Source organism: Xanthomonas sp. BRIP62418 (assembly GCF_003993495.1).
In the GTDB taxonomy this organism is placed as follows: Bacteria; Pseudomonadota; Gammaproteobacteria; order Xanthomonadales; family Xanthomonadaceae; genus Xanthomonas; species Xanthomonas euroxanthea.
In genome coordinates, this window is record NZ_QEZG01000049.1 from 311,626 (window position 1) to 330,679 (window position 19,054).

Annotated in this window: 17 protein-coding genes and 1 pseudogene; 13 read left to right on the forward strand and 5 right to left on the reverse strand. The window is 67.6% G+C overall.

The features are described 5' to 3' along the window. Nucleotides 1–156 precede the first annotated feature (156 nt). Nucleotides 157–2,409 (reverse strand): DUF1631 family protein, encoded by a 2,253-nt coding sequence (locus EO174_RS19795; RefSeq protein WP_126946837.1) that lies wholly within the window; start codon nucleotides 2,407–2,409, stop codon nucleotides 157–159. A 129-nt stretch (nucleotides 2,410–2,538) separates the two neighbouring features. Here EO174_RS19795 and EO174_RS19800 point away from each other — a divergent pair, with 129 nt between their 5' ends. The 4 genes from EO174_RS19800 to EO174_RS19815 are packed head-to-tail and all read left to right on the forward strand — an operon-like array spanning nucleotide 2,539 to nucleotide 5,423. Continuing rightward, nucleotides 2,539–3,114: a nitroreductase gene (locus EO174_RS19800; RefSeq protein ID WP_115676215.1), complete on the forward strand. Its 576-nt coding sequence runs from the start codon at nucleotides 2,539–2,541 to the stop codon at nucleotides 3,112–3,114. Next, complete coding sequence (locus EO174_RS19805; protein ID WP_126946840.1) at nucleotides 3,111–4,097, forward strand: 5'-3' exonuclease H3TH domain-containing protein; 987 nt, start codon at nucleotides 3,111–3,113, stop codon at nucleotides 4,095–4,097. The genes EO174_RS19800 and EO174_RS19805 overlap by 4 nt, the downstream gene beginning before the upstream one ends. Beyond that, complete coding sequence (locus EO174_RS19810) at nucleotides 4,094–4,645, forward strand: NUDIX hydrolase (protein WP_005988855.1); 552 nt, start codon at nucleotides 4,094–4,096, stop codon at nucleotides 4,643–4,645. Before EO174_RS19805 ends, EO174_RS19810 begins: the two co-directional genes overlap by 4 nt. Then, nucleotides 4,638–5,423 (forward strand): N-formylglutamate amidohydrolase, encoded by a 786-nt coding sequence (locus EO174_RS19815; protein ID WP_126946846.1) that lies wholly within the window; start codon nucleotides 4,638–4,640, stop codon nucleotides 5,421–5,423. The genes EO174_RS19810 and EO174_RS19815 overlap by 8 nt, the downstream gene beginning before the upstream one ends. Nucleotides 5,424–5,672: 249 nt before the next feature. Here the strand turns inward: EO174_RS19815 and pip are convergent, their stop codons facing one another. Beyond that, nucleotides 5,673–6,614: a prolyl aminopeptidase gene (gene pip, locus EO174_RS19820; protein WP_104585053.1), complete on the reverse strand. Its 942-nt coding sequence runs from the start codon at nucleotides 6,612–6,614 to the stop codon at nucleotides 5,673–5,675. Between the two features lie 258 nt (nucleotides 6,615–6,872). After that, nucleotides 6,873–7,736 carry a peptide chain release factor N(5)-glutamine methyltransferase gene (prmC, locus tag EO174_RS19825; RefSeq protein ID WP_126946849.1) on the reverse strand — a complete coding sequence of 288 codons (864 nt, stop codon included), beginning with the start codon at nucleotides 7,734–7,736 and terminating at the stop codon, nucleotides 6,873–6,875. A gap of 200 nt (nucleotides 7,737–7,936) precedes the next feature. Here prmC and ahpC point away from each other — a divergent pair, with 200 nt between their 5' ends. From ahpC to EO174_RS19855, 6 genes and pseudogenes are all read left to right on the forward strand, one after another. Further along, nucleotides 7,937–8,500 carry an alkyl hydroperoxide reductase subunit C gene (gene ahpC / locus EO174_RS19830; protein WP_003488826.1) on the forward strand — a complete coding sequence of 188 codons (564 nt, stop codon included), beginning with the start codon at nucleotides 7,937–7,939 and terminating at the stop codon, nucleotides 8,498–8,500. A gap of 217 nt (nucleotides 8,501–8,717) precedes the next feature. Beyond that, nucleotides 8,718–10,310, forward strand: a complete 1,593-nt coding sequence (ahpF, locus tag EO174_RS19835; RefSeq protein ID WP_104585049.1) for an alkyl hydroperoxide reductase subunit F — start codon at nucleotides 8,718–8,720, stop codon at nucleotides 10,308–10,310. 78 nt (nucleotides 10,311–10,388) lie between these two features. Next, nucleotides 10,389–11,330, forward strand: coding sequence for a LysR substrate-binding domain-containing protein (locus EO174_RS19840; protein ID WP_024940621.1), 942 nt, complete (start codon nucleotides 10,389–10,391; stop codon nucleotides 11,328–11,330). Between the two features lie 391 nt (nucleotides 11,331–11,721). Then, nucleotides 11,722–12,163 (forward strand): annotated as a pseudogene (gene rnk, locus EO174_RS19845) (nucleoside diphosphate kinase regulator); the annotation flags it as partial. Between the two features lie 56 nt (nucleotides 12,164–12,219). Then, nucleotides 12,220–13,188, forward strand: coding sequence for a transaldolase (tal, locus tag EO174_RS19850; protein ID WP_119129671.1), 969 nt, complete (start codon nucleotides 12,220–12,222; stop codon nucleotides 13,186–13,188). A 395-nt stretch (nucleotides 13,189–13,583) separates the two neighbouring features. Continuing rightward, on the forward strand, nucleotides 13,584–14,153 hold the full coding sequence (locus tag EO174_RS19855) for a type 1 glutamine amidotransferase family protein (protein ID WP_104585045.1): 570 nt from the start codon (nucleotides 13,584–13,586) through the stop codon (nucleotides 14,151–14,153). Nucleotides 14,154–14,485: 332 nt separating this feature from the next. Here EO174_RS19855 and msrA read toward each other — a convergent pair whose 3' ends face one another. Together msrA and EO174_RS19865 are read right to left on the reverse strand one after the other, a co-directional pair. Further along, complete coding sequence (gene msrA, locus EO174_RS19860; protein WP_104585043.1) at nucleotides 14,486–15,136, reverse strand: peptide-methionine (S)-S-oxide reductase MsrA; 651 nt, start codon at nucleotides 15,134–15,136, stop codon at nucleotides 14,486–14,488. Nucleotides 15,137–15,218: 82 nt separating this feature from the next. Next, nucleotides 15,219–15,734, reverse strand: coding sequence for an SgcJ/EcaC family oxidoreductase (locus EO174_RS19865; protein ID WP_126942295.1), 516 nt, complete (start codon nucleotides 15,732–15,734; stop codon nucleotides 15,219–15,221). 124 nt (nucleotides 15,735–15,858) lie between these two features. Between EO174_RS19865 and EO174_RS19870 the strand changes: the two genes are divergently transcribed. Genes EO174_RS19870 through EO174_RS19880 form a run of 3 tightly spaced genes read left to right on the forward strand, consistent with a single transcriptional unit; the run spans nucleotide 15,859 to nucleotide 18,934 of the window. After that, nucleotides 15,859–16,566 (forward strand): response regulator transcription factor, encoded by a 708-nt coding sequence (locus tag EO174_RS19870; protein ID WP_126946852.1) that lies wholly within the window; start codon nucleotides 15,859–15,861, stop codon nucleotides 16,564–16,566. Further along, nucleotides 16,563–18,473: an ATP-binding protein gene (locus EO174_RS19875; RefSeq protein WP_126946855.1), complete on the forward strand. Its 1,911-nt coding sequence runs from the start codon at nucleotides 16,563–16,565 to the stop codon at nucleotides 18,471–18,473. Before EO174_RS19870 ends, EO174_RS19875 begins: the two co-directional genes overlap by 4 nt. Further along, nucleotides 18,470–18,934: a response regulator gene (locus tag EO174_RS19880; RefSeq protein WP_104585035.1), complete on the forward strand. Its 465-nt coding sequence runs from the start codon at nucleotides 18,470–18,472 to the stop codon at nucleotides 18,932–18,934. Before EO174_RS19875 ends, EO174_RS19880 begins: the two co-directional genes overlap by 4 nt. The last annotated feature ends 120 nt before the right edge of the window (nucleotides 18,935–19,054 follow it).

Consider the following 19,054-nt stretch of genomic DNA (forward strand, 5'->3'; position numbering starts at 1 on the left):
AAATTCCGCCACCGCATGGTAGGCGTTTCGCTCGTTTGTTAAGTGTGACACCGTTCGCACTTTACTCGTGACCGCCCAAGGTTTGCGTGTCAAGCCAACATCCTAGCTGCATCGTTGCGGTGGCGCTTGCCCACACGCGTTCATCGCCTGCGGGGGTTAAGGCTCCAGCCTGTACGGCCGCTCCAGCGTATCGACCACGTCCTGCATCGCGCCGTAGAACGCATCGTCGTCGCGATGCAGGCGCAGCCGGTCCAGCCGCGCCATCATCGCCAGCTCCTCCGGCCAGGACACGCACAACCGCCCGCCGCGCCGGTTGACGAACATCAGCCGCCCGGAAATCGGGCTGATCCACGACAGCTTGCCGGCCTGCGCACGGCCCTGCCGGTCGATGAAGTCCAGGCAGGTGCCGACCGGCATGGCACGGAAGAAATCGGCGGTGACGCGATCGAATGCCACCTGCGCGCTGGCGTCCAGCAACGGGGTCAGCGGCGCGCCGACCGGGTCGGCCGGAGCGGGGCTCAGAGGCAGCGCAGCCAGGGTTGGCGCGCGCAGGACCGGATCGGGCGGCCCGGTCACCGCGACCGGGGGCGTGGACACCAGCGCATGCTGCAACTCCTGCACGGCCCGCCCGGCCTCGCATGGCGCCAGCCCGGCCAGGGCGAAGGCCTGCAGCAGCTGCGCGCGCTGCGCCTCCAGCGCCGTGTCGCCAGGGGCAGCCGTCAGTTGCGCCAGTACCGCATCGCCCAGGGCCACCGCGGCCTCCAGCGCCGGGCCGCCGCCGTCGCCGCGCAACGCCGCCTGTTGCACATACGGCTGCCAGACGCGGCCGAGAAAATGCGCGACCAGCGGCGGCAGCGGCCCACGCGCCAGGCGTTCGGCCAGCGCCTGCGCGGCGGCGCGGCGTGCGCGCTCGCGGCGCTCTTCGGCGTGCTGCAATTCGTTGGCACGGCGCTCGGCGATCTCCACCCGACGGCGGTAGTGCGCGTAACTGGCACCGAACTCGGCTTCCAGCGTCAGAAACACCCCCGGATGCTCGTCGAAATCCCGCACGAGCGTATCGACCACCTCCTGCACCTGGTCGAGCAAGGCCTGTTCTGCCGCGGTTTCGCCGGCATTGCCGTCGCAGGCCTCCACCAACAGGTTGAGCAGGCGACGCGCCGGGTGGCCATCGCGCACGAACAGGAGGCCGTCCAGCATCGCCAGCTTGGCCATCGGCACCAGCAACTGGCCGAGCACACTGCGCTGCGCATCGGACAGATGGCTTTGCACCAGGATCGCGGTGAACAGCAGGGCCACCAGATCCAGCGCGTCGTCGTCGTCGGGGTTCAGGCAGGTGGTGGCCGGATCCACGCCAAGCGCGGCAGCGGCACGCCTGACCTGCTGGCGCAGGCCACGCGCCAGGCCCAGGCCGGCACCGTCGATGGCGTCGAAACCGGCCGCAGGCATGGTCTGCAGCAGCGACAGCGCCAAGACCACCTCGCGCGGCGACAGCAGACGCCGCGCGGCAAAGGCGGGCGTATCGATATCCGCATCGGGTTCGCGCTGGCGGCGTGCATGCTGCAGCAACTGGTGCAGGCCCGCCGGCAGCAGCGCGCGGTCGCTGCGCAGATGCACGTCGATCGCCCCGCCGCCGGCCAACGCACCCTGCCCGCCCGACCAGCCGGCAAAGAAGCGCGCAATCCAGTCCGGCGTCTCGGCGGCCTGCGCGCCTGCGCCGTCGTCCTGGCGCGGAATGCCACGCCGCCGGCTGCGTGGCTGCGGCAGCTCGCGCAAGCGCGCCACCTGCACCAGCGCCTGTTCCAGCGCGCCATAGCGCTGGCCGATGCGCTCCATCAGGTGCTGCTCGCAGACCTTGATCACCGCCAGATGCGCCTTCGGCGCCAGCGGCACTCCCTGAAAGGCCTCGTACAAGGCCACGCCCAGATGCTCCGGCCCGAACGGATTGCTGTCGCCGTCGATACGCAGCCCGCCGGCAATGAAGCCGAGATAGCGATTGAGCCGCATCAGCTCCGGGCGCCACTGGTGCTGCAGCGCGCCGGCCAGATTGCGCACCGCCAGGCGCACCTCCAGATCCTGCTCGGGCAGCAGGGTCAGCCCGGCCGCACCGCGTCCCAGGCTGCGATCGGCCGACAACGGCCGCCCGGCTTCCAGCCCCTGCCAGGCCTTGGCCAGATGCCCGCGAAAACGCGCAGTGATCGGCTCGCGCTGCTGCCGCACCGCCTGGATGGCTTCCAGGAAGTCGTTCTGGGCCGTGCCGGCATCGGCCGCCAGCCGGAACAGTGCCTCGGCCAATGCATCCTGGAATTGGACAAAGGCATCGGCCAGCGGCACCAGCACGATCTCGCGTACCTGATCGAGCAGCTGCGGGTTGCGGCTGGGAAGCACGGGGGTGGACACGAACTGGGTCATCGGGCAGCGCACAGGACGAACACGGAAGGGATTCACGACCGGGCCGACCTCGGCCCGCCGCCCATGATGCGGCGGACGTTGGGAAGGGCCCGTCTATACTTGCCCGCATCCTTGCCTCGACCCGAAATTATGCACGCACCGTATTCGCTCCAGGCGCTGGACGCGCGCCGCTCGGTCCCATCCAAACAGCTGGGCGAACCCGGCCCGGATGACGACACCTTGCTGCGCATGCTCGCCTCGGCAGTGCGCGTGCCCGACCACGGCAAGCTGGTGCCGTTCCGCTTTCTGCGCATCAGCGGTGACGCACGCCAGGCACTGGGCGATTTCCTGGCCGAGCGCACCCAGGCCGCCGACCCGCTGGCGCCGCCCGCAGCAGTGGAAAAAGACCGCAACCGTTTCAATGATGCGCCGCTGGTGGTCGTGGTGATCGCCGCGCTGCGCCCCGGGCACAAGGTGCCCGAGCAGGAACAGCTGCTCACCGCCGGCTGCGTGTGTTTCGCGCTGCTGCAGGCCGCGCAGGCGCATGGCTTCGGCGCGCAGTGGCTGACCGCATGGATGGCCTACGACCCGGCGGTGACCGGCTATCTTGGCCTGGAGCAGAACGAGCGCATCGCCGGTTTCATCCATATCGGCACCCCGCGCATGCAGGTGCCCGAGCGCGAGCGCCCGGACCCGCGTGCGCTGCTGCGCGACTGGGCCCCGTGACCACGCACACCCCCACGCTTGCGGGCGCGCCCCTGGCGGTCACTCGCCCGACCCCGCTGTATCTGGTCGATGCCAGCCTGTACGTGTTCCGCGCCTGGCATTCGATCCCGGACGAATTCCAGGATGCGCAGGGCTGGCCGACCAATGCCGTGCACGGCTTTGCCCGTTTCCTGCTCGACCTGCTCGAGCGCGAGGACCCCGCGCACATCACCATCGCCTTCGACGAGGCGCTGGACAGCTGTTTTCGGCATGCGATCTACCCGGCCTACAAGGGCAATCGCACCCCGGCACCGGATGCCTTGCGGCGCCAGTTCGCGCACTGCAAGGCGCTGTGCGCCGCGCTGGGCCTGAGCGTGCTGGCACACCGCGACTACGAGGCCGACGATCTGATCGGCAGTGCCCTGCACAGCGTTCGTGCGCACGGCCTGCGCGGGGTGATCGTGTCGGCCGACAAGGACCTGTCGCAGCTGCTGCTCGAGCACGACGAACAGTGGGATTACGCGCGCAACCTGCGCTGGGGCATGGACGGGGTCAAGGCGCGCCACGGCGTGCATGCGCACCAGATCGCCGACTACCTGGCGCTGTGCGGCGATGCGATCGACAACATTCCCGGCGTCACCGGCATCGGTGCCAAATCGGCGGCGGTCCTGCTGTCGCATTTCGGCAGCCTGGATGCGTTGCTGGAACGCATCGACGAGATTCCGTTCCTGCGCCTGCGCGGCGCGGCGCAGATGGCCGCGCGCCTGCGCGAGCAACGTGAACACGCATTGCTGTGGCGCCAGCTCACCACCATCGCCCTCGACGCGCCATTGGCGCTGACCGGTGCCGGTTTCACGCGCGCGCAAGCCGATACGGACATGCTGGGCCGATTGTGCGAGAGCCTGCGCTTTGGTCCGCTCACCCGGCGCCGGTTGCTGGCCGCGTGCAGTGGCGCGCCGGCACCGCGCACTCCCGTTTCCCTGGAACAAGGTCTGCATCCATGAACCGACACGATACCCCGCCCACCGTGGTCTACGAAGGCAAGTACCAGCGCATGGTCGTGCGGGGCACCTGGGAATATTCCGAGCGCGTGCATGCCGGCGGCCTGGCCGCGATCATCGTGGCGGTGACCCCGGACGATGCGATGTTGTTCGTCGAACAGTTCCGCGTGCCGCTGCAGGCACGCACCATCGAAATGCCGGCCGGCCTGGTCGGCGACGTGCATGCCGACGAGTCGATCGAGCTGTCGGCCATTCGCGAGCTGGAAGAAGAAACCGGCTGGACCGCCGAGCACGCCGAAGTGCTGATGATCGGCCCCACCTCGGCCGGCGCCAGCAGCGAGAAGATCGCCTTCGTGCGCGCCACCGGCCTGCGCAAGGTCGGCGCGGGCGGCGGCGATGCCAGCGAGGACATCACCGTGCACGAGATCCCGCGCGCGCAGGTCGGCGCCTGGCTGGTGCAGAAGATGGCCGAGGGCTACCAGATGGATCCCAAGCTGTGGGCCGGGCTGTATCTGGTGGATCACGCATTGGACGGCACCCCGCGTGGCTGAAGCGACCGCTGACCGCCTGCTGGGCGCCGACGATCCGGCAGCCTTCAGCGTGCACAACCCGCAGGCCGCCTCGCCGTGGCTGTTGATCGCCGACCACGCCGGTCAACGCGTGCCGGCGCGGCTGGCCAATCTCGGCCTGCCACAGCATGCGCTGGACCGCCATATCGGCTGGGATATTGGCATTGCCGGGGTCACCCGCCTGCTGGCCGATGCGCTGGATGCCATCGCCATCGCGCAGACCTATTCGCGCCTGGTGATCGACTGCAATCGCCCGCACGGTTCGGCCACGCTGATGCCCGAGGTCAGCGACGGCACCCCGATTCCCGGCAACCTGCAGCTGTCGGCCGACGTGCGGCAGCAACGCATCGACGAGATCTTTGCGCCGTACCACGCGCGCATCGCGGCGGAGCTGGATGCGCGTGCACAGCGCAGGCAACCGACCGTGCTGGTGTCGATGCACAGCTTCACACCGATCATGGCTAGCACTGCGCGGCCCTGGCATGCCGGCGTCCTGTACAACCGCGACACCCGGCTGGCGCACCGGCTACTGCAGGCCTTGCGCGAGGAGCCGGATCTGGTGGTCGGCGACAACCAGCCGTATGCGGTCAGCGACAGCAGCGACTACGCGATTCCGGTCTACGGCGAAGGCCGCGGCCTGCTGCATGTGGAGCTGGAGATCCGCCAGGACCTGATCGCCGACGCGACCGGCCAGCAGGCCTGGGCACGGCGACTGGCACGCATCCTGCCGCCACTGGCACAGGCATTGCTGCCGCCCTGAAACCGGCAGTCACCGTAGGAGCGCTTGCGCGCGATGGGGCGTCATCGGTAACGCCTCATCGCGCGCAGGCGCGCTCCTACGGGGCATGCGGCGGCCGCGCTGATCCGCAGCCTCGGTGACGACGGTTGCCTCGTAGGAGCGCACCCGGGCGCGACAGGCCGTCCCGTTACCCTACGTCGCGCCCGGGTGGGCTCCTACCGCTGGCGCGCGAGCGCTGCTGCAGCTTCCCGTGCACGCTCCCGGTTGCGATCAGGCAAACCCATCGGTCGCGCGCACCAGCGCATCGACGTTTTCCGGCTCGAATGCCGAATGACCGGCGGCCGGGCTGACCTGCAGCTGCGCCTTCGGCCAGGCCTTGTGCAGATCCCAGGCGCTTTGCATCGGGCACACCACGTCGTAACGCCCCTGCACGATCACGCCGGGGATATCGGCGATGCGGTGCGCATCGCGCAGCAGCTGGTCTTCGACCTCGAAGAAACCGCCGTTGACGAAGTAGTGGTTCTCGATGCGCGCGAACGCCAGTGCAAAGTGCGCGTCCTCATGCCCGGTGACGAAATCATCGTCCACATGCAGGAAGCTGGTGGCGCCTTCCCATACGCTCCACGCCTTGGCCGCGGCCAGCCGCGTGGCTTCGTCGTCGCTGGTGAGGCGGCGATGGAAGGCAGAGATCAGATCGGCGCGCTCCACCAGCGGAATCGCGTTGATGTAGTGCTCCCAGGCATCCGGGAACAGCCGGCTGGCGCCTTGCTGGTAGAACCATTCCAGCTCGAAGCGGCGCAGCAGGAAGATGCCGCGCAACACCAGCTCGGTGACCTGCTGCGGATGGGTCTGCGCGTAGGCCAGCGCCAGCGTCGAGCCCCAGCTGCCGCCGAACACCTGCCAGCGCGCGATGCCCAGGTGCGTGCGCAAGCGTTCGATATCGGCGACCAGGTCCCAGGTGGTGTTGTTCACCAGATCGGCATGCGGGGTGGAGCGGCCTGCGCCACGCTGATCGAACAGCACGATGCGGTACTTGGCCGGGTCATGGAAGCGCCGCATCTTGTCGTTGCAACCGCCGCCGGGGCCGCCATGCAGCATCACCACCGGCTTGCCCTGCGGATTGCCGCACTGCTCGAAATACAGGGTGTGGCGGTCGTCGACCTGGAGGGTGCCGTGGTCGTACGGCGTGATCTCGGGATAGAGCGTGCGCATGCGTCGGTCCTGCGGGAAACCGCTAGTGTATCGGCAGCCGGCACACCCACGCCGGGCGCACCCACGCGATCGACCAAGGGCAGGTGCACGGCGATACACGAAGGCCTGGTGCAGCTGATCCAAGACGCCCGCAGGCGCCGCCAGGCAGGCGCGGTTGCCGCCCGGATTCGGATTGCCCCATGCGCCTGGCCCCGGGGCAGAGCGCGCCGTCTGCACCCACCTGACGACCGCTTTTCACTGTGGCTAGCCTAACTGTGGCTAGCCGCCCAGTCCGTCCGCAGCGCGCGACCAGCGCCCCGTCGTCACCCGATCGCGCTGTTCCAGGTCCTGGTAGGTCGCCACCGCATCGAAACCGCGCGCCCGCAGCAGCTCGGCCACCGCCGCGCCCTGGTCCCAGCCATGTTCGAGCAGCAACCAGCCGCCCGGCAGCAGATGCGCGGGCGCATCGGCAACGATCAGGCGGATGTCGTCCAGGCCGTCGGGGCCGGAGGCCAGCGCACTGGCCGGCTCGTAGCGCAGATCGCCCTGGCGCAGATGCGGATCCTGCGCGGCGATATACGGCGGATTGCTGGCAACCAGATCGAAGCGCTCGCCGGCCAGCGGCGCGAACCAGCTGCCCTGCCGGCAGTCGACATTGCGCAACCGGTGGCTGTCGGCATTGCGCTGGGCAACCGCCAGCGCCGCCGCACTGGCGTCGGTGGCAATCACCTGTGCCTGCGGCCGCTCGCTGGCGATCGCCAGCGCGATCGCCCCGCTGCCGGTGCCCAGATCGACAACGCGGCGGCCAGGCAGGCCGTCCAGGCGCTCGAGTGCCAGTTCGACCAGCAGCTCAGTGTCGGCGCGCGGGATCAGCGTGGCAGTGGAGACCGCCAGCTCCAGCGTCCAGAACCCACGGCTGCCGGTCAGATACGCCACCGGCTCGCCGCCCTGGCGCCGCTGCACCAGCGCCTCGAACGTCCGGGCCACAGACGGGTCGACCGGGTCGCGGCCATGCGCGAACAACCAGGCACGCTCGCGGCCCAGCGCGTGCAGCAGCAGCGGCTCGGCATCGCTGCGGTCGATTCGCTCCACTGCCCGCCGCAACAACTGCTCAGCGGCAAGAGCGTGCGGGTCCTGGCTCATGCGGTTCATTCACTCCTGCGCAACATCGGCCGACCATTATCGGAGATGGAATCTGCCCCTGCAGCGGCAGACGCCGTCTGCGCACTCGATAGCCACAGCCTATCTATACAATTCCATCAATCGATTTGAGAAATCTATCGATCCTGCCTACCATGGCGACTGTTCCATCCCCCGTCCCCTTCACCGCACGAGGAAACTCAATGTCTCTCATCAACACCCAGGTCCAGCCGTTCAAGGCGAATGCGTACCACAACGGCAACTTCATCGAAGTCACCGAGGCCAGCCTGAAGGGCAAGTGGTCGGTGCTGATCTTCATGCCGGCCGCCTTCACCTTCAACTGCCCGACCGAAGTGGAAGACGCCGCCGACAACTATGCCGCGTTCCAGAAGGCAGGCGCCGAGGTCTACATCGTCACCACCGATACGCACTTCTCGCACAAGGTGTGGCACGAAACCTCGCCGGCCGTGGGCAAGGCGCAGTTCCCGCTGATCGGCGACCCGACCCACAAGCTGACCCGTGCCTTCGGTGTACACATTGAAGAAGAAGGCCTGGCCCTGCGCGGCACCTTCATCATCAATCCGGAAGGCGTCATCAAGACCCTGGAAATCCACGACAACTCCATCGCCCGCGACGTCACCGAGACGCTGCGCAAGCTGACCGCTGCCCAGTTCGTCGCCAACAACCCTGGCCAGGTCTGCCCGGCCAAGTGGAAGGAAGGCGCCAAGACCCTGGCTCCGTCGCTGGACCTGGTCGGCAAGATCTAAATCGACCATCCCTTGCGGCCTGTCCTCAGGCCGCAAGGACATCTCCGGCCCAGCACTGGGCCGGGGGTGAACCGGAGCCGGTGCCGGGCTGCCCGCCAGCCATCGCCAGCACGCATTCCCGACATCGCGCCGGCTGCGGTTCATCCCCTCCTCCCCGGCGACCTGCCCCACCGCAGCGACGCCACGCCCTCCCCTTGCCCATTCCCAGGAGTTCTCCATGTTGGATGCCAACCTCAAGACCCAGCTGACCGCCTACCTGGAACGGGTCACGCGGCCGATCCAGATCAATGCCTCGATCGACGACAGCGCCGGCTCGCGCGAAATGCTCGACCTGCTCGAGGACCTGGTGCTGCTGTCGGACAAGATCAGCCTGGACATCCACCGCGACGACAACCAGCGCAAGCCTTCGTTCGCGCTGACCACGCCCGGCCAGGACATCTCGCTGCGCTTTGCCGGCCTGCCGATGGGCCACGAGTTCACCTCGCTGGTGCTGGCGCTGCTGCAGGTGGGCGGGCACCCGTCCAAGGCTGCCGCCGACGTGATCGAGCAGGTGCAGCATCTGGATGGCGACTACCAGTTCGAGACCTATTTCTCGCTGTCGTGCCAGAACTGCCCGGACGTGGTGCAGGCGCTGAACCTTGCCGCCGTGCTCAACCCGCGCATCAAGCATGTGGCCATCGATGGCGCGTGGTTCCAGGACGAGGTGGAAACCCGCCAGATCATGTCGGTGCCCACCGTGTACTTGAACGGCGAGCTGTTTGACCAGGGCCGCATGACGCTGGAGCAGATCGTCGCCAAGCTCGATACCAATGCGGCCAAGCGCGATGCCGCAAAAATCGCTGCGAAGGACGCGTTCGACGTATTGGTGGTCGGCGGTGGCCCGGCCGGCTCGGCAGCGGCCGTGTACGCCGCACGCAAGGGCATCCGCACCGGCGTGGCCGCCGAGCGTTTCGGTGGCCAGGTGCTGGACACCATGTCGATCGAAAACTTCATCTCGGTGCCGGAAACCGAAGGCCCGAAGATGGCTGCCGCGCTCGAGCAGCATGTGCGCCAGTACGACGTGGACATCATGAACCTGCAGCGCGCCGAGCAGCTGATCCCGGCCGGTGCCGATGGCCTGATCGAGATCAAGCTGGCCAATGGCGCCTCGCTCAGGAGCAAGACCGTGATCCTGTCCACCGGCGCGCGCTGGAGGCAGATGAACGTACCGGGCGAAGACCAGTACAAGAACAAGGGCGTGGCCTATTGCCCGCATTGCGATGGCCCGCTGTTCAAGGGCAAGCGCGTGGCGGTGATCGGCGGCGGCAATTCCGGTGTCGAGGCCGCGATCGATCTGGCCGGCATCGTGGCGCATGTCACGCTGGTGGAGTTCGACGACAAGCTGCGCGCCGACGAAGTGCTGCAACGCAAGCTGCGCAGCCTGCACAACGTGCGCATCATCACCAGTGCGCAGACCACCGAAGTGCTGGGCGATGGGCAGAAGGTCACCGGCCTGGTCTACAAGGACCGCACCGGCGGCGACATCCAGCACGTCGATCTGGAAGGCGTGTTCGTGCAGATCGGCCTGCTGCCCAACACCGAATTCCTCAAGGGTTCGGTTGCGTTGTCGCCACGCGGCGAGATCATCGTCGACGATCGCGGCCAGACCAATGTTCCGGGCGTGTTCGCGGCCGGCGACGCCACCACGGTGCCGTACAAGCAGATCGTGATCGCGATGGGCGAAGGTTCCAAGGCTGCGTTGAGCGCGTTCGACCACCTGATCCGCTCCAGCGCACCGGTCAGCGCCGACAACGTCGCCCAGGCTGCGTAAGCGCACTCGAGCCAGCGCCCGGCCCGGCCGGGCGCTACGCTCCGGGCGTCCCCGTCACCGCAATGAGGGCTGCTGCACATGAATCTGCGTGACCTGAAATATCTGGTCGCCCTGGCCGACCACAAGCATTTTGGCCGTGCCGCGACGGCGTGCTTCGTCAGTCAACCGACGCTGTCCACACAGATCAAGAAACTCGAGGACGAGCTTGGCGTGCCGCTGGTGGAACGTGCACCGCGCAAGGTGATGCTGACCCCGGCCGGCCGCGAGGCGGCGATGCGCGCACGCGGCATCGTGGCCGAAGTGGAACAGATGAAGGAAGCCGCGCGGCGCAGCCAGGATCCGGAAGCGGGCACGGTGCGGCTGGGCATCTTTCCCACCCTGGCGCCGTACCTGCTGCCGCATGTGGTGCCGCGGATCCGCGAGCGCTTCCCGCGCCTGGAACTGCTGCTGATCGAGGAAAAGAGCGATCAGCTGGTGCACCAGCTGCGCGAAGGCCGCCTGGATGCGGCGCTGCTCGCACTGCCGTTGCAGGATGAGCAGTTGCATGCCGAATTCCTGTTCGAGGAACCCTTCGTGCTGGCCGTGCCGGAAGGTCATCCGCTGTCGCGCCATGACAGCATGACGCTGGACGATCTGTCCGAGCAGCGGCTGTTGCTGCTGGAAGATGGCCACTGCCTGCGCGAGCAGGCGCTGGATGTCTGCCATCTTGCCGGTGCCCTGGAAAAATCCGAGTTCCAGGCCACCAGCCTGGAGACGCTGCGCCAGATGGTGGCCGCCAACGTCGGTGTGACCTTGCTGCCGCTGCTGGCGGTCAAGCCACCGGTCGCACGCTCGGAGAACATCCGCCTGATCCGCTTCCGCGAGGACAAGCAACCCAGCCGCCGCATCGCCATGGCCTGGCGCCGCAGCTCGGCCATGACCGCGTTCCTGGAGCAGCTGGCGCAGTTGTTCAAGGAGTTGCCGGAGAGCCTGTTCACGCTGGACCAGCCGGCGACGGGCCCCAAGGCGGTTGCGGCCTAGGAATCGGGATTCGGGAATCGTGTCACGGCTGCGGTTGCTTGGCGTGATGCGTTTTCACCTGCTAGTGGACAGAAGCGACGCGCAAGCGTCGTTTTTTGTTTGGCCGCTGGTGACGGTGCGATGCATTTGGACACGGCCGGCAGCTGCGGCGTCATTGACGCGCGACGGACTCCACCCCCGTCGCTGGGCGCTGATGCGCGCGGCGGTGTGCTGACGCATTGCCGCGCTTGCCGGATCCCTGGCCACGGCGCGAAACGCGCGGTGCCGCGCCGGCCTCAACCGGTGGCATGCGCTGCCCCATCTCGCCATGCATTGCGATCGGGCAACGGCGCCCTCATCTGGTGAGTGACGCTCACCATGTCGGCGAGCGGTAGTCGTCAAGGAGATTGCCATGACTTCGCAGCACCACAGCGGCTTGCCGCCGTCCATCCTGGTTTCCAGCCATGACCTCGCCCGGCTTGAGGCCCTGCTCGATTCCCCCGCATTCAACAAGCACCCGGCCGCCACCGCGCTGAGTGACGAACTGGGCCGTGCACGCGTCGTGCCGCCCGACCAGATTCCCGGCGATGTCGTCACCATGCACTCCCGCATCGATTGCGAAGATGAGCTGCATGGCGAACGGCATACGCTCACCCTCGTGTATCCGCACGAGGCCGATGTGCAGCACGGCCGCATCTCGGTGCTTGCGCCAGTCGGCAGTGCGCTGCTCGGCCTGTCGGTCGGCCAGAGCATCGACTGGCGCACGCCCGACGGGCGCGACCTGCGTCTGCGCGTGAGTGCCGTGCACGATCAACATGCGCTGGCCGGCGCCTGACTTCCCACGCCAGGCGCGCTACCGTAGCGCGCTGCGTCCTATCCACGACCCGTTCCACGATTCGAGAGAACCCGCATGACTGCATCTCCCTCCAAGCTTGCCCAGCTGCGTGACCTGTCCGTCGTCGTTGCCGACACCGGCGACTACGACGCCATCAAGCGTCTGAAGCCGGTCGACTGCACCACCAATCCCACCCTGGTCAAGAAGGCCCTGGACCTGCCGGTCTATGCCGATCTGATCGAGCGCGAACTGGCCTGGGGCCGCGAACATGGCGGCGAAGACCGCACCGCCACCGTCAACGAAGTGGCCGACCGCCTCACCATCGGTGTCGGCGTCAAGCTGGCCGAACTGGTGCCGGGCCGTGTCTCCACCGAGGTCGATGCCGACCTGGCGCACGACACCGAGGCGACCATCGCCAAGGCGCGCAAGTTCATCGCGATGTATGCCGAGCGTGGCGTGTCCAAGGACAAGATCCTGATCAAGATCGCGGCCACCTGGGAAGGCATCGAAGCCGCCCGCCAGCTGCAGCGCGAAGGCATCGACTGCAATCTGACCCTGATCTTCAACCGCTCGCAGGCGCTGGCCTGTGCCGAGGCCGGCGTGTTCCTGATCTCGCCGTTCGTGGGCCGGATCCTGGACTACTACGTCGCCCAGGGCCAGACCCCGGCCAGCATCGACGAAGACCCGGGCGTGGTGTTCGTGCGCACGGTCTACAACGAGTTCAAGCAGCGTGGCTCGTCCACCGTGGTGATGGGTGCCTCGTTCCGCTCCACCGCGCAGATCGAAGCGCTGGCCGGTTGCGATCGCCTGACCATCTCGCCGGAGCTGCTGGAAAAGCTCGATGCCGAACACGGCCAGCTGACGCGCAAGCTCTCGCCTGCGCAGGCCGACAACGCGCAGATCACCCCGATCGACAGCGACCGCTTCGCCACCGACCTGGCGGCCGACCCGATGGCCACCGAAAAGCTGGCCAGCGGCATCGACGCCTTCGCCAAGGATCTGCAGGCACTGCGCAAGACCATCACCGACAAGCTCGCCGGCTGATTGCAGCGCCACGGGTCGCACCGACGACGCCTGCAGCCTCCTGGCTGCAGGCGTTTTGGTTTGCATCGTCTGGCTGCATGACATGCTGTCGCCACGACGCGTGGTGATGCCGGCCGATCGATGGCTTTCTCGAAGGCGAATACACCCGTTCCACCGCGGCCATTCTCGCCCGGCTCGGCGTGCGAGGCTGGCGCGGGAACTGCTTCCGGCCAAGGGGGTCTTGCCGGGCATCGCTGAGCGTGCGGGCATGTTGACGCCTGCGCGGCCGCCACCGGGCTGCCAAGCGTCTGTTTGGTCTGATCGAAGAGCACATCGACGTCGCTCTCCACACATCGCTTACACCCGCGCAACCCGCACTGCCTAGAATCCGGGTTCCTCAACTGGCGTAGCGGACAATGGCAAACATTGCAGTGGTGATGGTCGACGGCGTGGCCGACTGGGAAATTGGCATCGTCCTGCCGGCGGCGCGCGAATGGTTCGGCGACCAGGTCGCCATCGCCAGCATCGATGGTCAGCCGGTGCAGTCGATCGGCGGGCTGCGCATCACCCCGGACTTCGCCCTCTCCGATCTGGCGCCGCTGGATGCGGATCTGTGGATCCTGCCCGGCAGCGAGCGTTGGCAAGCAGGCGAAATCCCCGGACTGAGCGGCCTGCTGGTCGAGCGCGTGCAGCACCAGCGCCCGGTCGCCGCGATCTGCGGTGCCACCATCGCCCTGGCCTATGCCGGCCTGCTCGACGAACGCGCGCATACCAGCAACGCGCTGGCCTTCCTGCAGGAACACGTGGTGCCGTACGCCGGTGCTGCGCAATACCGGCACGAAAAGGTGGTGACCGCCGACGGCGTGATCACCGCGCCCGGCACCAGCCCGGTCGGCTTCGCGCTTGCCTGCATGCGACTGCTGCATCCGGAACGCACCGACATGCTGGCCCAGTTGCGCGGCATGTTCGCCGGTGAGTTCGTCTGATCCAGCGGATTCAGTCGCACCCGGCGCATTGGCTGCGCTGACTGGATGGAGCGGGTCGCCGCACCGATCCATTGCACCGATTGGCCGTCAGGATTGACCGCAATGATCCGCCGGGCCGGTTCGCCGCTCGGCCACCCGCAGCGGTGCCGGCGCGTCTTGCGTACGCCCCACACAAAAAGATGGCCACGTCGTCTCCGACGTAGCCATTCGAGTTGCCTGGCATGCACTCCCATGCGCTGCCTGATCGTGAGAAAGCTGCCGGTCACTGTTGGCCATCGGCACGCCGCCACGATCACGTGGATGACAGCGCTTCAATCCGGCCCGCCTTTCCGTCAGGCATCCAGCCCGATCGGGCAGCTCACTCCCGTTCCGCCAAGCCCGCAATAGCCGTTGGGATGCTTGGCGAGATACTGCTGGTGATCGTCTTCGGCGTAATAGAACGTGGGCGCCGGGAAACGGATCTCCGTGGTGATGGCGCCATACCCGGCGGCGTCCAGCTGCTGCTGGTACGCATCGCGGCTGGCTAGCGCGGCGTCGTATTGCGCCTGTGTCGTGCAATAGATCGCCGAGCGGTACTGCGTACCCACATCGTTGCCCTGCTGCATGCCCTGGGTGGGGTCGTGGCTTTCCCAGAACGTGCGCAGCAGTTGCGCGAACGACACCTTCTCTGCGTCATAGACCACCAACACCGCCTCGGTGTGGCCGGTCTGCCCGGAACACACTTCGCCGTAGGTGGCGTTGGGTGTTTCGCCGCCGGCATAGCCCACTGCCGTGGTGTACACCCCTGGCAGGTTCCAGAACTTGCGTTCTGCACCCCAGAAGCAGCCAAGCCCGAATTGCACCTGGGCCAGGCCGGTGAATTCCCCGCGCAACGGATGGCCGTTGATCAGGTGGGTGTTGTGGAGCGGTAGTGCCTGCTCGCGTCCGGGTAAGGCCTCGCCCGGACGTGGCATACGTTGTTTGAAAGCGCCGATTCCCAGCATGGTGCAACTCCGCAATCGTGAGGATTGCCTGCTGGATGGCGCCGGCCGTAGCGGCTTTCAAGCCACTACGACCGATGCGGCATCACTTCCTGGTCAACGAGGCGGTGGCGGTGTCCACTTCCGGCATCGCCGAGCTGTGGTGGTTGATGATCAGCCACTTGCCGTCGCGCTTTTCGTACACGAAGGTGTAACGCGCCTGCACCTTGCTCTTCTTGCCGTCCTTGTCGGTCAGCGTGAAGGTATAGACGCCGGCATCCACTGCGCTGTCGTCATCGAGCACGCGCACGGTGCGGTAGTTCACCACGCCCTGCGGCTTCTTGGTCAGGAACATCTCGAAGTACTTTTCGATCTGCGCGCGCGAGGCGCGCACCTCGTTGGAGACGGTCGGCAGCAACACGCCGTCCGGGGCATACAGATCGGCCACCTTGTCCGGATTGCCGGTGGCCAGCGCCGCGTTCCAGGTGTCGAACAGGGACGCGACTTCGCGTTCTTCGCCGCCTGCCGGCAACGTGGCCTTGTCTGTGTAGTGCATCACGCCGCCAGCCAGCGCCGGGGTGGCAGCCAGAGCCAGAACCAGAGAGAACAGAGTGCGACGCATGGGAAATCTCCGTGTGGTGGATGGGGGTGCCTCATCGGGCAAGCGCAGTATCGAAACCAAGCGGCCCCAACAATTCTGCCGGGTGGCATATACTCAAATATGCTGATCGGCCTAGAGCGAACCTATGGAAACCCCTACCAACGCTGGCGATTGGCGCCTGACGCTGCGACGCGAGGCATCCGACAGCGCACGCTGGCAGGCGCTGTGGGAGGCGGCGGTGGCGCTGCGCCAGGCACAGACGCCGGAGCAGGCCTGCGACGCGGTGCTGGGCCGGGTGCTGCTGTTGCTGGGCCTGGAACATGGCGCGGTGCTGGCACAGCGCGGGCCGCGTGCGCAGGTGCTGGCCAGCCGCGGCCGCGCATTGCCGCCCGGAGCCAGCGCAGCCGGCGACAGCCATGAGGCCGCATGGCTGATGCCGCCGCGCCCGGCCGATATCCGCGAGGCCAAGATGCCGATCCATGCGCTGGGCAGCACCCTCGGCATGCTGTGCGTGGCCTGGAACGACAACCGCCCCGCCCCCGGCAACGATGACGTCCAGGCGCTGCAGGCCTTCGCACTGCTGCTGCCGGCGATGGTGGCCGAACCGGCCAAACCGCTCGTCACGCGTCGGCGCAAGCCGGTGCAGGACGACCGCCTCGGTACGCTCAGCAAGCGCGAGAAACAGGTGCTGTCACTGCTGCCGCGCGGCCTCACCAATGCCACCCTGGCAGCTGAACTGGGGATTTCTCCCGGCACGGTCAAAGTGCATGTGGAGCGAATCCTGCAGAAACTTGAGGTAAAAGATCGCACCCAGGCCGCGGTGTACGCGGTCCAAGCCGGACTCGCGCTATGAATGCAGTGGCGGTGCGTTGGAACGATTGGCCGATCACCCGCAAGAGCCTGGCGGTGGTGACCCTGCCCTTGCTGCTGCTGGCGGTCGCGTTGATGGCGATCTACAGCGTGGAGCGGCAGAACATCGCTGCCGAAAACGATGTGCGGCAGACGCTGGAAGTGCTGAGCGATCTGTACGAAGCCCATGCGCTACTGGCCGAAACCGCAGCCGGCGTGCGCGGCTATCGGCTGGTGCGCCGCGATGAATTCCTCACCCCGTACCGCGATGCCGAGCCGCGCCTGCAACGGGTGGCAGAGCGGCTGTCGCAACGCATCACCGACCCGGGGCAGGCGCAGCGGTTCGCGCGCATCAAGCCCTTGTTTGCGGAAAAGATGCAGGGCTGGCGCCGTCTGCTGGCGCCGGATCTGAGCCGCGAGGAAGAGATCCGCCAGCTGTGGGACGGCAAGTACAAGCTCGACATCCTGCGTGCCGAACTGCGCGAACTGCGCAATTACGAAACCGCGCAATTGCAGGTGCGTACCGCCAAGGCGCAAGGGCTGCGCCAGCGCAACCTGATCATCACCCTGAGTGCGGCAATGCTCGGCGGCCTGGGCGCGGTGTTTGCGGTGGCGTGGTTTGCCTCGGCGCTCTCCGGGCGCCTGCGCACGCTGGCCGCCAACGCCGACCGGCTGGGCGAAGGCCTGCCGCTGGCACCACAGCCGCGTGCCGGCGATGAGCTGGGCCAGGTCGGTCAGCGCCTGGCCCAGGCCAGCGAGCTGCTCGCCGCACGTGCGGCCGAAGCGCAACTGGCGCGGCGCGAAGCGGAAACCGCCAACCGCGCAAAGACCGAATTCCTGTCGCGCAGCAGCCACGAATTGCGCACGCCGCTCAATGCGATCCTGGGCTATGCGCAGGTGCTGGAAATGGATCTGCCCGAACCCGGGCACCGCCGTCATCTGCAGCATATCCTCGGCGCCGGCCGGCACCTGCTGGGGCTGATCACCGAGCTGCTGGACATCGCGCGCATCGAGGCCGATCAACTGGACCTGAGCCCGGAGCCGATCTCGGTGCGTGCGGCCGTCCACGAGGCCCTGGGCCTGATCGCGCCGGACGCGGACAAGCACGGCATCGCGCTGCAACCGGCGGCCATCGACGGGCCGTGGACGGTGCGTGCCGATGCGCAGCGGCTGCGCCAGGTGCTGCTCAACCTGCTGTCGAACGCGGTCAAGTTCAACCGCACCGGCGGCCAGGTGCAGGTGAGCGCGCAGCCGGATGGCGAGCAGGTGCGCATCACGGTCGCAGACCAGGGCGCGGGCCTGACGCCGGCGCAGATCGAGCGGCTGTTCACGCCGTTCGAGCGGCTGGGTGCAGAGCGCTCGGCGGTGGAAGGCACCGGGTTGGGCCTGGCACTGAGCAAGCGGCTGATCGAGGCGATGGGTGGGCGCATCGGCGTGGACAGCAGCCGCGATGGCGCACGCTTCTGGATCGCGCTGCCGCAGGGCGAACCGCAGCGCCGCGAGCCGGCGCGCGCCAGCGTGCCGCCGAGTAACACGGGCAGCGGCGTGTGCCGGCTGCTGAGCATCGAGGACAACCCGTCCAATCAGGCCCTGATCCGTACCCTCAGCGAACGTCGCCCGCAATGGCAGCTGCTGGAGGCGGCCAGCCTGGCGCAGGCGCGCGAACTGCTGCAGCACGGTGTCCCGGACCTGATCCTGCTGGACCTGCATCTGAGCGATGGCAGCGGCGAAGACCTGCTGCGCGAGCTGCAGGCGCAGGCGGCCACGGCTAGCGTGCCGGTGGTGGTGATCAGTGCCGATGCCACCACCGCCACCCTGGCGCGCGTCGGCAACCAGGGCGTGCGTGCGTATCTGACCAAGCCGCTCGACGTGGCGGAATTCTTCACTGTGATCGACGGACTGCTGGCATGACACGCGACGAAATCCTCGGCTCGCGCATCCTCATCGTCGACGACGAGCCGGCCAATGTGCGGCTGCTCGAAGACCTGCTGCAGCGCGAAGGCTTCCAGCAGGTCATCGCCACCACCGACCCGCTGCGGGTGATGGGGCTGGTGTCGGCATTCGCGCCCGACCTGATCCTGCTGGACCTGAAGATGCCCGAGCTCGACGGCTACGCGCTGTTGGAACAACTGGCGCGGCTGTCCGATCCGGGCCACTTCCTGCCGGTGATCGTGCTCACCGCCGACCCCAGCCGCAGCGCGCGCCACCGCGCCCTCGGCCTGGGTGCCAAGGACTTTCTGACCAAGCCGCTGGACACCTTCGAGGTCGCGCTACGGGTCTGGAACGTGGCCGAAACCACCGTGCTGTTCAAACGCCTGCGGGCGCTGGCGGCGCCGGAGGCCGCGCCGCCCGGGTGGCGTCAGCCAGGATGATGGGTGCACGTCGTAGGAGCGCACCTGGGCGCGAAGAGGCTTTACCGGTAACGCCCGTCGCGCCCCGGTGCGCTCCTACGACTGGTACTGCGCTACAGCGCGCGGGTGCCTCGCCGCACT